Genomic DNA, 11253 nt, shown 5'->3' on the forward strand with positions numbered 1-11253 from the left:
TCGTGGGATGCGGCTGGGATTGCATGCGTTGGGAATCGGGTCCGGCGCTGACCGTGCGGTGATCGATGCCGTCGCTTCAGCGGCGGAGGGCCACGGGTTCGCCACGCTGTGGGCCGGCGAACACGTGGTGATGGTGGACGACTTGACGTCGCGCTACCCGTATTCCGACAGCGGCGTGATTGCCGTTCCCGCGGAGGCGGATTGGCTGGACCCGGTGATTGCGCTGAGCTTCGCCGCGGCCGCGTCGTCGCGGATCCGGCTGGCGACCGGTGTGCTGTTGTTGCCCGAGCATAACCCGGTGATCGTGGCCAAGCAGGCGGCCAGCCTGGACAGGCTCAGCGGCGGCCGGCTCACGCTGGGCATCGGCGTCGGCTGGTCGCGCGAGGAATTCGAGGCACTTGGGGTGCCCTTCGAGCGGCGCGCGGCGCGCACCGCCGAATACGTCGCCGCGATGCGTACCCTCTGGCGCGAGGATGTCGCGTCGTTCCATGGGGAGTTCGTCGCCTTCGACGCCATCCGGGTGAACCCGAAACCTGTTGCCAGACAGGGACTCCCAGTGGTGATCGGCGGCAACAGCGACGCTGCGCTAGCTCGGGTCGCCGCCTGGGGCGACGGTTGGTACGGCTTCAACCTCGGCGGTGTCGAGGAGGTGCGGGACCGGATCGGCCGGCTCGAAAAGTTGTGCACGGAAGCGGGGCGTGACCGGGCCGGGTTGCGGTTGGCGGTAGCCTTGGCTGCACCCAGGGTTGAGGATGTCGGTGCTCTGGCCGAGCTTGGCGTCGACGAGCTGGTACTGGTGGAGGCGCCGCCGGACACCGCCGACGCTGTGCCCGGCTGGATTTCGGCTTTGGCAGACGAATGGAAATCCGCGCTATGAACGCTGAGTTGTTACCGCGAGAGCTGGCCGATCTTTCCGACGAGATCCGCCGCGTGCCGCCGCCTCCGACGCCGGAGGTGCCGTCGCCCTATGCCTGCCGGCTGGCCGATCCGGACGCCGACGCCGAACTGATCGCCGAGTGGATGCACCGGCCCCACATCCTGCGCAACTGGGACCAAGCCTGGCCCGCTTCCAAATGGCGGGAGTGCCTGCGCGCCCAACTCGCCGGCAGTTATTCCAGGCCGTTCATCGGCAGCATCGACGGGCAGGACCACGGCTACGTCGAGTTATACCGGGCCGCAAAGGATCTGGTGTCGACACAATACGAATGCGACCCGTCCGACCTGGGTGTCCGGCTGGCGATGGCCGATCTTAAGGTGCTGAGCCAGGGCATGGTGCTGCTGCTGTTGCCGCACTTCGTGGCCAGTGTCTTCAATGCCGAGCCGCAATGCCGCCGGATCATGTTCGATCCTCACCACCGCAATGTGCCGTTGCGGGAGTTCTGCGAGAAGGGTGGCTGCGTCTTCCTGGGCGAGCACGACAGCCTGAACCAGCGACGGGCGCTCTACGTGCTGCCGCGCACGCTCGATGACATACCGCGGATGCGCGAGGATCAGTAGTCGTACTCGGCCAGCGGTGTCTCGGGCATGCGCGGCGTGCCGTCCAGGGACATGGCCGCCGGCACCATCTCACTGGTGATGAGGCCGTGGCGGGTCGTGAGCTCATCGATGACGGTGAAGCTGCGGGCGATCGCGTCGGGAGTGTCGACCACGATGGTCGTCAGCGGTACCTTGCGGGCAAGCTGAAACAGCTTGTCTCCGTGCGGCTTATGCTCGCCGTGAAAGCCCCAGATGCCGCGCAGCACCGTCGCGCCGCGGGCGGTTCGGGAGCGCATCAGTTGCGCCACGATTGCGCGGTGGATCGGCTGGCCCTCGTTGTTGTCGCAGTCGGCGGTGTGCACCATCAGCTTCTGCCACAGCGTGCGTCCCTGGCTGTCGGTGGCGGGCAGCTCCTGCGGGCGGGCGAACAACTCCCCGTCGCGTTTGCACAGCCGGACGCGTTCGACGGTCAACAGTGGGTTGGGCAGCAAGGCGGCCAGTTCGGTGGCCGCCGCTGACACCTGAGGGGGCAGGCCGATGCCGATGATCATCTGCGGCACGTTGACGTTGCGGCCGAAGAACCTGGCCCGCTGGCGGGTGCCGTAAGCGGTGCCGTCGACGCCGAGAAGGACTGTGGCGCCTGCGAACCCGTGTCGGCACAGCAGGTCGCAGACCGCCACGTGGGCCGGGGATCCGGCGACGCGCACCTGCCTGCCCACGTAGATGGTCAGTTTGGCGGCGTCGCCGGTGCGGCTGTCGATCTCGCTGAGCGCATCGGTGCCGCTGTCCCGGGTGATCAGGCGCGCGCGTTCCAGCGTCACCAGCCCATGGCCGGTCATCGCGGTGACGTCGTCGACGAGACCGCGGATCTTGGATTCGACGTCGACGGCGGCGATCGTCACCGGCGGGTCCTCGGACAGACTCAGCGAGACGTCGCTGTGCAAGCCGCCGGTGGGCCCGAAACTGGCGACACCGCGCATCATCACGCTGGTCGCTACGCCGCGGGTACCGAAAAGGTCCAGCATTTCGTCGGCCAGGAATCGGCGTGGTTTGCCGACCGCGCGCTGCCGCTCGCCAAAGTAGGCGGTCAGCTTCAGGCTCTTCTCGCTCATATCAGCCCCGCGATCCGTTGTCCGAGCAGCACCGCGCCCAACCCGAGCAGCACGCTGACGGCGATGTTGGCGAACGCCGCAAGCACCTGGCGTTCTTCGCTGAGGCGCTGCGTCTCCAGCATCCAGGTGGAAAAGGTGGTGTAGGCGCCGACGAACGCGGTGCCGATCAGCAGCGACACGTCCTTGGGCAGGGCCAGGCTGGTGAGGAACCCCAGCAGTGCGGCACCGGTGATGTTGACCGTTAGCGTGCCGTAGGGGAACGGCCGGCCCACCCGCCGGGCCACCGTGCGATCTACCAGGAACCTTGTCACGGAACCGATGCCGCCGATGAGCATGACCCCGAGCCAGACCAGGACCGTCGTCATCGGATGCGCGCCCGGCGTACCAGGGCGGTGGCCAGGTAGACCGCCACGAAGCCAACTGCGATGCTGACGAGGGTGTACGTGCAGGCCAGTACCCAGTGACCGTGCTCGATCATCTTGACGGTTTCGACCTGCATGGTGGAGAAAGTGGTTAAGCCGCCACACAATCCAGTTCCCAGCAGCGGACGTCGGTAGCTGGACAGCGGCAGTCGCTCGAGCAGTCGGGTGGTGAAGTAGCCGACCAGGAACGCACCGAGGATGTTGACCACGAACGTGGGCCACGGCCATCGCGCCGGGTCGGGGACGGCGAGGGTGGCCAGGGCGGCTCGCGCTACCGAGCCGAGCGCACCGCCGGCGAAGATGGCTGCCAACTCGCGATAGTCAGGCCGTGCCACGGGCTGTTTCCTTCCGGTCTGCCAACTGTGCGCCTACGCAGCCTAAAGCGTGTCGCGCGTTGCGGGCAGAATTGGTGAACATGGCCAACCCGCGAGCCGGACAGCCGGCCCAGCCCGAAGACCTTGTGGATCTGCCGCACCTGGTGACGGCGTACTACACGATCGAGCCCGACCCCGACGACGTCGCTCAGCAGGTGGTCTTCGGCACCTCCGGTCACCGGGGTTCGGCTTTGCACGGTGCGTTCAACGAGGCGCATATTCTGGCGACCACCCAGGCGATCGTCGAGTACCGGGCGGCGCAGGGCACCACCGGGCCGTTGTTCATCGGACGTGACACACATGGGTTGTCAGAGCCGGCCTGGGTGTCGGCGCTGGAGGTGCTGGCTGGGAACGGCGTTGTGGCCGTGGTTGATTCAAGGGACCGCTACACGCCGACACCAGCGATCAGCCATGCCATTTTGACCTACAACCGGGGCCGCACCGAGGGGCTGGCCGACGGGATCGTGGTGACGCCTTCGCACAACCCGCCGCCCGACGGCGGCTTCAAGTACAACCCGCCCAACGGCGGTCCGGCCGACAGTGCCGCGACGGGTCTCATTGCCAAGCGCGCCAACGAGATTCTGCGTGATCTGTCAGGTGTGCGTCGGGTGCCGCTGGCGCGTGCGCTGGGTGCGGTGCAGCGTCACGACTATCTGGGCGCCTATGTCGACGACCTGGTCAACGTGGTCGACATCGACGCCATCCGCGCGGCCGGGTTGCGCATCGGTGCGGATCCGCTGGGCGGGGCGAGCGTTGACTACTGGGGTGCGATTGGCGAGCGTTACGGCCTTGATCTGACGGTGGTCAACCCGCTCGTCGACGCGACCTGGCGGTTCATGACGTTGGATCACGACGGCAAGATCCGGATGGACTGCAGCTCGCCGGACGCGATGGCTCGGCTCATTTCGGTGATTGCCACCTCGGACCGGTACCAGATCGCCACCGGCAACGACGCGGACTCCGACCGGCACGGCATCGTCACACCCGACGGGGGGCTGCTGAACCCAAACCATTATTTGGCGGTGGCGATCGACTACCTCTACACGCACCGGCCGTCGTGGCCGTCCGGCGTGGGCGTCGGCAAGACGGCGGTCAGTTCGTCGATCATCGATCGCGTCGTGGCGGGCATAGGCCGGGAGCTGGTGGAGGTGCCGGTCGGTTTCAAGTGGTTCGTCGACGGGCTGATCGGCGGGACCATCGGATTCGGGGGAGAGGAATCGGCGGGGGCGTCATTCCTGCGGCGCGACGGCTCGGTGTGGACCACCGACAAGGACGGGATCATCCTGGCGTTGCTGGCCTCCGAGATTTTGGCGGTGACCGGATTGACGCCGTCGCAGCGGTATGCGCAGCTGACCGCTCAGTATGGAGCGCCGGTGTATGCGCGGGTGGACGCGCCGGCCGATCGCGAGCAGAAGGCGCGGCTGGGGCGGTTGTCTTCGTCGGAGGTGACCGCCACCTCGCTTGCCGGAGAGCCGATCGTCGCCAAGCTCACCACCGCGCCCGGCAACGGTGCGGCGCTGGGCGGACTCAAGGTGACCACGGCCAATGCGTGGTTCGCGGCCCGGCCGTCGGGGACTGAGGACGTCTACAAGATCTACGCCGAGTCGTTCCTGGGTGCGGAGCACCTGGCGGAGGTGCAGGCGGTTGCGCGCGAGCTGGTCAATTCCGTGATCGGGTAGGTTTCGGCGTCACATCCGTCACACCAGTACCTCCGGGGAAGTGATGAGTTGTCTGCAAACGTGATATCACCGGCGATATCACCCCTCGTAGGCAGCGACTTTGAGTGCGTGTGGCCAGTGGTGTAGCTTCGATGAGCACGACTTCTTGGGGCTATGGCGCAGCTGGTAGCGCACCACACTGGCAGTGTGGGGGTCAGGGGTTCGAGTCCCCTTAGCTCCACTAAGAAACCCGCAGTTCAGAGGGCAGAATCCCTCTTGACCAGGCGCTACGTCAAGATTCCCGTCAAGATTCGGCGTAGCATGCGCTGACATGGCGTCAATTCGGCAACGGGAGCGGAAGGACGGTTCGGTCTACTGGGCTGTCCTTTACGTACTCGACGGCAAGCAATCGTCGTCCTCGTTCAACGATCATCGGGAAGCGGTCGATTTCCAAACGCTGGCCAACAAGACCAGCCCCGCCAAGGCTGTGGAGGTGTGGGCAACTGCGCGCCCGGCTGCTGACGGCTTCACCGTGGCGAGCTGGTGTAACCATTACGTTGACCACCTCACTGGAGTCAACGACGGGACCAGGACCAAGTATCGGCGCTATATCGCCAACGACATCATCCCGAGCAAGATCGGGGCTTTGCCGCTGACAGCACTGACCCACAGTGATGTCGCCACATGGCTCAACGGTTTGACCGGAGCTGCCAAGACCACGGCCAACAAACACGGCTTCTTGGCCGGTGCGCTCAACGGGGCGGTGCGAGCCCGGCACATCTCGGCGAACCCGTGTGACGGCAACAAGCTGCGCCGCGATGAACCCAACGAGATGGTGTTCCTCACCCATGACGAGTTCGCCATCCTGCTGGACGCAGTCACCGAGCCATGGCGACCCCTGGTTGAGTTCTTGGTCGCCAGCGGGTGTCGCTGGGGTGAAGCCAGCGCCCTGAAGCCTGCTGACATCAACCTGGCCGAGGGAACCGTCGCCATCCGGCGGGCGTGGCGGTATGTGTCCGGTGAGGGGTACCAGTTGGGGCCGCCCAAGACCCGGCGGAGCGAAAGAACCATCGACATACCAGCTCTCACGCTGGCCAAGTTGGACATGTCGGGGGACTGGGTGTTCACCAACTCCGGTCGAGGTCGGCGTGGGGATGCGGGACCTGTCCGAGCCCACAACTTCAACCCCAACGTGTGGGTGCCCGCCTTGCTCCGGGCTAAAGAAGCGGGCTTGACCAAGAAGCCCAGAGTCCACGACCTCCGACACACCAACGCCAGTTGGCTCATCCAGGCCGGAGTTCCCCTGACGGTGATCCAGCGTCATCTCGGCCATGAGTCCATCCAGACCACTTCCGACCGCTACGGGCATCTAGACCGCAGGTCGTCGCGGGTGGTTGCCGATGTCGTCGGCAAGGCCCTCGACTCGACGGCGACAGAGAAGTAACCTAGGTTGTCAGGCCGTCCGACCTGCTGGTTGTAAATTCTCTGTAGGTCTCTGTAGGTCAATACTGTTACAGCTCAAACGCTTTGAGTTGCATCGAGCCGGAAAGAGTCGTATCGTTGGCGGTGCGCAAGGCCCATTTCCCTGTTTTCCAGTCTCCCTTGGCCGAGCGCACACTAGGCGCGCATCGGAAGCGCGAAGCCCGGTAACCGTCAAGTGGAGTTCAGGGTCGGTACCAATGTGGTTCATCCGAACTCCCCTGGCTTACTGACCACCGGTCGACAGTCGGACCTTCATCTTGCGATGGAACGCGCCTATGCCTAACGACCCCAATTTACCACTCCCGCTTGTTTTCGACATTGCGGCGGCGGCACAGCAGATTGGAGCGAGCGAACGATGGCTCGCCGATCAGGCTCGCGCCCGCCGCTTCCCAGGCCGAAAAGTTTCGCGGCGCTGGTATTTCACCCGCGAGGACTTGGACGAAATCCTTCGCCTGTGCGCAGTTGGCCCGACATTCGCAACTTCGGCAGGCGGCGAACGTACTGCGCCCCAGGGCAGTTCGATGACGAGGACGACTGCTCGACGCGTCCGCCGGGGTGAGTGCTGATCCCAACAGTGGTTCGGAGGAGCGCACCTCTTCGCGCTGCCCGACTGCTGCCCACACACACGCTCAGCAATCCCCGAGGAGAGAGAGGAGGTAGCCCTGTAGCCACAATTCATCCGAAAGAGGAGCCTCTCATGATCGCCAATAGACGTGATAACGCCTGCAGCACAGCAGTTTTTGCTGCATCTACCGTACTAAGCCCAAGGCAACTCGTGGCCGCGGATAGAGATCAGCCGTAACGTGACCGACCAGTTCGTTATTGGGTTCTGCCCAACCTGTGGCCGCTATGACCCAGTTTTTGATGTGTACCGGGTGAGTTCTGGTCCCTGTCAAGACCCAGATCACCCCAAAAAAACCGAGGCCCCGCTGACACGGGACCCCGGCACCTGCTCAACACCCTGCCTTAAGGAGCGTCAAAGACATGATAACCCAGCTCTTCGATAACCCCGCGATTGGCCAGCACTCAGCCCTAACGATGAACTCGCCTTTCGAGCAGCAAGATTCAGTAAGCAAGGCCCTGAAATCGCTGCTCCGGCTCGGGTTCACCGATGACCAGACGGAAGCCAGTGCAGGATTTGCCCTGTCCCTCGTGGCCGAGCAGTGGGCCAACGGCAACGGCGTCAGATTCAGCCGAAGCCACGACCCCCTCGGGGGCACGCGGGGCGAAATGCGGAATACCTCTGATCTGGCCGACCAGTTCATCGGTGGCTTCTGCCCTTGTGCGGCCAATATGACCCAGTTTTCGGCGTGTTTCGACTTCAGCGCGGGACTGCAGACAGCGGAATCTGCACCGTCCGGTGCGCGGATACCTCAAGTACGTCCACCAATTGAAAGGAATACCGAGATGCCAGAAATGATCTCAAATTTACAGGCGATGCTGCTTGCTGCTGACCCCAGATGCCGACACCGTGCCGAGCAGCAAGAAACGAACCAGGCCGCTAACGTGGTCTGGCTGGATGACTGGCCAGATCGCCCCCGTCGCAGCAGCGAGGTCATGACCTTCCACTGGGACGGGAAATGAGCAGGCCGTGCGGCCAGGCCATCGAGTCGCGGCGTCGGTGGCCAAGGGCGCGGCAGCACGACAACCCTTCGGCAGATCACCGCCGGGTCCTGCAGCTACTCAGCGCTTTCATCAAGCGACTTGTGCGGCAACCAGACTCGTGGCCTCGCACGCCGAGAAGCGGTCGGCATTCAACGGAAGGAGAATCTCAATGACGTTGTCAAGCCGCCGCAGTAGTGGTTGCGGGTTGGTAGACAGCGTGGTCGCGCAGCATGGCCCACAGGACGTTGAGGCGCCGGCGGGCCAGGGCGAGGATGGATTGGGTGTGGGTTTTGCCTTCGGCTCTTTTGCGGTTGTAGTAGGTCCGGGATGCGGGGTCGGTACGGATGGCGATTTGGGCGGACAGGTAACAGGCTCGCAGCAGTCGTCGGTCGTAGCGGCGGGGGCGTTTGAGATTGCCGCTGATGCGCCCGGAATCCCGCGGTACCGGGGCCAGCCCGGACACGCCGGCAAGACGATCGACGGAGTCGAAAGCGCTCATGTCGCCGCCGGTGGCGGCGAGGAACTCGGCGCCGAGTATGACGCCGAAGCCGGGCATGCTCAGGAGGATCTCGGCGTGGCGGTGGCGGCGAAATCGGTCCTCGATCATCGTGTCGGTTTCTGCGATTTCGGTGTCGAGGGTCATCACCTCCTTAGCCAGGCGGGCGACCATGGCGGCGGCGAGGTTTTGGCCGGGCACGGTGGTGTGTTGGGCGCTGGCGGCCTCGATAGCCGTGGCCGCGACAGCAGAGGCGTTGCGGGCCTTGCGTTTATGCAGCCAAGCTGTCAGGCGGGCAGCGCCGGCGCGGCGCAGCCCGTCGGGGGTTTGGTAGCCGGTCAACAGGATCAGCGCGGCCTTGCTGGCGCTGTAATCGAAGCCGCGTTCCAGGGCGGGGAAGTACTCAAGCAGCTGGGCACGCAGCCGGTTGATCACCCGGGTGCGATCGGCGACCAGGTCGGTGCGCCGAGCGGTCAGGATGCGCAGCTCGACCGCGATGTCATCACCGGGTCGCAGCGGCTGCAGGTCGCGGCGCATCCGAGCTTGGTCGGCGATGACGGCGGCGTCCTTGGCGTCGCTTTTGCCGTCGCCACGGTAGCCGGCCGAGGCGTGGTAGATGGTGCGGCCGGGGATGTAGAGCAGCCGCTGCTCGGCGGCGATGAGCAAGGTGATCAGCAGCGCGGCACCACCGGCGTTCAGGTCGATCGCCCAGGTAACTTCACCGCCGTCGGATTGCGCCGCTACTGCGTCGATCAGCTCCAGCAGTGCGGTTTCGTCGTTGGCTACCCGTTGCGACAGCAGTCGCTGACCCTCCGCATCGATAGCCACGCAATGGTGGTCGGACTTCCCGGCATCGACACCGGCCCAGACCTGTTGGCTCACAGCCACCTCCGTGATCATTGGCATCCCTATCAACCCAGCAGACGACCACGCCGGCGTGTCCTTACACAGCGATCAAATCGCATCTCTCAATTAGCGGTCGAGTCGTCGCGGGACGTCGGGCGGCCAATCTCCTTCGGCCATGAAACACCGCAAACGCATGAAAGCCATACCCGACGTCCCTGGGCAGTTCGAAGCCTACGGCCGAGGGCAACAACCACCCTGCAAGAAAGGTAAGGACACACATGTCAGCACCACCTGATCAGAGCGGGGCTGCCACGAATTTCGCTGCGCTGCAGGCTCAGTTGTTGGGATTGTCTTCCGATGCAGTCCAGGCCACTGACGCGCTGCAACGTCAGGCCGTGGCCATGTTTTGCCGAGAAATTGCCGGCGGCACTGATCAGCGACGCCTGTCCAACCTGCTGGACCTCCTGCAGGCCCGGCTAGGGAGAGAAGCCATCGCTGCCGCCATCGCTCACACGCTCATAAAGACCGAGACCCCCGCCAGAGCAGAGGCCTCGGACACGCTTTCCGTTCCCAGAAAAACGTTGGCCACCAACCGAGGAGACCAGAGCCGATGATACCCCCCGAAAGACCGAAATACGTTGTCAACAGCCAGCATCTTGAGCAGATGGGGCCAGGCCCCGCAGTCCTGCTCGGCGTCCTCAGTCACCTCGGCGCTGACGAAGCCGCCGTAATTCCCCAGAAGCAACTCGCCGCCGCAATGGGAATCAGTGCGAGCACGTGCCGCCGGTACTCCAAATTCCTGTGCGAGGCAGGGCTTCTGAAGGTGGAGCCCGTCATTCTCAACCATCGGCGTATCAGCAACGCTTACCAAATAGCCAGCTCAGAGTCCGTTCATTTTGACCGCACCGCTCAAAATGACGGTGCTGCTCAAACCGGGGGCGTGCAGTCAAAATGGGCGAGCAATAGTAGTTCTAGTACTTCAAGTACTTCTCCAGAAGTACAGGTAGAGGAGGTATTACCGTCGGGAACCTCGTCGGCCACCCTGCGGGTGACCGGGGGTAACCCCCTCCGGGGACCAGAGCCCTGCGGGAGCCCAGAGCCAGTGAGAAGGTGGCCTGAACCGGGTTCACTCATGCCAGCCCCAGGCCCCAAGTTGAGCGACCTTTACGCCCAAGCGCAGTGGCTGACTGTTCACTTCAGTGGCTATGTCATGGCTCGGACGAACCGGGAGCGTAGAGAAAAGGGTTGGAAGCAGGTCGAAGCCATTGCCGAGGAGCGTCTGGAGCGCTGGGAATCCAGTGCCATGGTCCTGCTCAGCACTCACCCGCTGGCTGAAGTCGCCGGAGTGGTGGACTGGATATTCGTTGACTCTGCTGGGAACTTGCCGAAGTCGGTTATCGAGGAGAGCGAAGGCAGGCAGGACAGGGTCAAGTCCAGGGACGTGGTGTACGACCTCGTCGTGTGATTCTTCGATGTCGTGTTTTATGCGGTTAGTGCCGCGGGGTTGTCCTCCTGTTCTGGTGTTGTGGTGGTGGTCAGGCGGGATTTGCTGAGGACGTCGAGGCCCAGGTATCGGCGTGATTCGGCCCATTCGTCGTGTTGTTCGGCCAGCACGGCGCCGACGAGGCGGATCAGGGCGTCGCGGTGGGGGAAGATCCCGACGACGTCGGTGCGGCGGCGGATCTCCTTGTTGAGCCGTTCCCAGGTTATCTGGAGTTCTGCCTAGGATACCTATGGTGACCTGGCGGTTTGTGTCGTGGAGGGTGTCCATGACGCGGTTGG

The 11253-nt window shown here is 64.2% G+C and carries 12 protein-coding genes, 1 tRNA gene and 2 pseudogenes; 10 read left to right on the forward strand and 5 right to left on the reverse strand.

Annotated elements, in window-relative coordinates:
* Positions 1 to 7: 7 nt before the first annotated feature.
* Both AWC08_RS08540 and AWC08_RS08545 read left to right on the forward strand, forming a co-directional pair.
* A complete protein-coding gene (locus tag AWC08_RS08540; protein WP_069433461.1) occupies positions 8 to 877 on the forward strand; it encodes an LLM class F420-dependent oxidoreductase in 870 nt (289 codons plus the stop codon).
* Complete coding sequence (locus AWC08_RS08545; RefSeq protein ID WP_069433462.1) at positions 874 to 1497, forward strand: GNAT family N-acetyltransferase; 624 nt, start codon at positions 874 to 876, stop codon at positions 1495 to 1497. The genes AWC08_RS08540 and AWC08_RS08545 overlap by 4 nt, the downstream gene beginning before the upstream one ends.
* Here the strand turns inward: AWC08_RS08545 and AWC08_RS08550 are convergent.
* From AWC08_RS08550 to crcB (AWC08_RS08560), 3 genes are read right to left on the reverse strand one after another with little or no spacing between them, the layout of a single operon-like run.
* Positions 1491 to 2588, reverse strand: a complete 1098-nt coding sequence (locus AWC08_RS08550; protein ID WP_069433463.1) for a DUF190 domain-containing protein — start codon at positions 2586 to 2588, stop codon at positions 1491 to 1493. The two genes, AWC08_RS08545 and AWC08_RS08550, sit on opposite strands and share 7 nt — an antisense overlap.
* The gene (gene crcB / locus AWC08_RS08555; RefSeq protein ID WP_065133849.1) at positions 2585 to 2953 is read right to left on the reverse strand and encodes a fluoride efflux transporter CrcB; all 369 of its coding nucleotides are present in this window, start codon (positions 2951 to 2953) and stop codon (positions 2585 to 2587) included. The genes AWC08_RS08550 and crcB (AWC08_RS08555) overlap by 4 nt, the downstream gene beginning before the upstream one ends.
* Entirely contained in the window at positions 2950 to 3345 is a 396-nt protein-coding gene (gene crcB / locus AWC08_RS08560) for a fluoride efflux transporter CrcB (RefSeq protein WP_069433464.1), read from the reverse strand. The genes crcB (AWC08_RS08555) and crcB (AWC08_RS08560) overlap by 4 nt, the downstream gene beginning before the upstream one ends.
* Positions 3346 to 3425: 80 nt before the next feature.
* On the opposite strand from crcB (AWC08_RS08560), the gene pgm reads away from it, so the two are divergent.
* The 5 genes from pgm to AWC08_RS08580 all read left to right on the forward strand — a co-directional run bounded on the left by pgm (position 3426) and on the right by AWC08_RS08580 (position 8108).
* Complete coding sequence (gene pgm, locus AWC08_RS08565) at positions 3426 to 5063, forward strand: phosphoglucomutase (alpha-D-glucose-1,6-bisphosphate-dependent) (protein WP_069433465.1); 1638 nt, start codon at positions 3426 to 3428, stop codon at positions 5061 to 5063.
* A gap of 147 nt (positions 5064 to 5210) precedes the next feature.
* Positions 5211 to 5283: transfer RNA gene (locus AWC08_RS08570), tRNA-Ala, on the forward strand.
* 90 nt (positions 5284 to 5373) lie between these two features.
* Complete coding sequence (locus AWC08_RS08575; RefSeq protein WP_069433466.1) at positions 5374 to 6486, forward strand: tyrosine-type recombinase/integrase; 1113 nt, start codon at positions 5374 to 5376, stop codon at positions 6484 to 6486.
* A gap of 313 nt (positions 6487 to 6799) precedes the next feature.
* Positions 6800 to 7090, forward strand: coding sequence for a helix-turn-helix domain-containing protein (locus AWC08_RS39555; RefSeq protein ID WP_142283474.1), 291 nt, complete (start codon positions 6800 to 6802; stop codon positions 7088 to 7090).
* A gap of 418 nt (positions 7091 to 7508) precedes the next feature.
* Positions 7509 to 8108 (forward strand): hypothetical protein, encoded by a 600-nt coding sequence (locus tag AWC08_RS08580; protein WP_069433467.1) that lies wholly within the window; start codon positions 7509 to 7511, stop codon positions 8106 to 8108.
* Positions 8109 to 8307: 199 nt separating this feature from the next.
* Here the strand turns inward: AWC08_RS08580 and AWC08_RS08585 are convergent, their stop codons facing one another.
* Positions 8308 to 9507, reverse strand: coding sequence for an IS110 family RNA-guided transposase (locus AWC08_RS08585; protein WP_174900762.1), 1200 nt, complete (start codon positions 9505 to 9507; stop codon positions 8308 to 8310).
* A 242-nt stretch (positions 9508 to 9749) separates the two neighbouring features.
* On the opposite strand from AWC08_RS08585, the gene AWC08_RS08590 reads away from it, so the two are divergent.
* The 3 genes and pseudogenes from AWC08_RS08590 to AWC08_RS38005 all read left to right on the forward strand — a co-directional run bounded on the left by AWC08_RS08590 (position 9750) and on the right by AWC08_RS38005 (position 10936).
* A complete protein-coding gene (locus AWC08_RS08590) occupies positions 9750 to 10085 on the forward strand; it encodes a hypothetical protein (protein WP_142283475.1) in 336 nt (111 codons plus the stop codon).
* Positions 10086 to 10135: 50 nt separating this feature from the next.
* Positions 10136 to 10282: pseudogene (locus tag AWC08_RS39560) on the forward strand (winged helix-turn-helix domain-containing protein); the annotation flags it as partial.
* A gap of 342 nt (positions 10283 to 10624) precedes the next feature.
* Positions 10625 to 10936, forward strand: a complete 312-nt coding sequence (locus AWC08_RS38005; RefSeq protein WP_232007838.1) for a hypothetical protein — start codon at positions 10625 to 10627, stop codon at positions 10934 to 10936.
* A gap of 17 nt (positions 10937 to 10953) precedes the next feature.
* On the opposite strand, the pseudogene AWC08_RS08600 reads toward AWC08_RS38005, so the two are convergent.
* Positions 10954 to 11172: pseudogene (locus tag AWC08_RS08600) on the reverse strand (transposase); the annotation flags it as partial.
* Positions 11173 to 11253 lie beyond the last annotated feature (81 nt).

The sequence above is a fragment of the Mycobacterium gordonae genome (genome assembly GCF_002101675.1).
Classification (GTDB): Bacteria; Actinomycetota; Actinomycetes; order Mycobacteriales; family Mycobacteriaceae; genus Mycobacterium; species Mycobacterium gordonae.

Coding starts and splice junctions, on each gene's coding strand:
- AWC08_RS08540 (WP_069433461.1), top strand. CDS start 8: ATGCGGCTGGGATTGCATGCGTTGGGAATCGGGTCCGGCGCTGACCGT.
- AWC08_RS08545 (WP_069433462.1), top strand. CDS start 874: ATGAACGCTGAGTTGTTACCGCGAGAGCTGGCCGATCTTTCCGACGAG.
- AWC08_RS08550 (WP_069433463.1), bottom strand. CDS start 2,588: ATGAGCGAGAAGAGCCTGAAGCTGACCGCCTACTTTGGCGAGCGGCAG.
- crcB (WP_065133849.1), bottom strand. CDS start 2,953: ATGACGACGGTCCTGGTCTGGCTCGGGGTCATGCTCATCGGCGGCATC.
- pgm (WP_069433465.1), top strand. CDS start 3,426: ATGGCCAACCCGCGAGCCGGACAGCCGGCCCAGCCCGAAGACCTTGTG.
- AWC08_RS08575 (WP_069433466.1), top strand. CDS start 5,374: ATGGCGTCAATTCGGCAACGGGAGCGGAAGGACGGTTCGGTCTACTGG.
- AWC08_RS39555 (WP_142283474.1), top strand. CDS start 6,800: ATGCCTAACGACCCCAATTTACCACTCCCGCTTGTTTTCGACATTGCG.
- AWC08_RS08580 (WP_069433467.1), top strand. CDS start 7,509: ATGATAACCCAGCTCTTCGATAACCCCGCGATTGGCCAGCACTCAGCC.
- AWC08_RS08590 (WP_142283475.1), top strand. CDS start 9,750: ATGTCAGCACCACCTGATCAGAGCGGGGCTGCCACGAATTTCGCTGCG.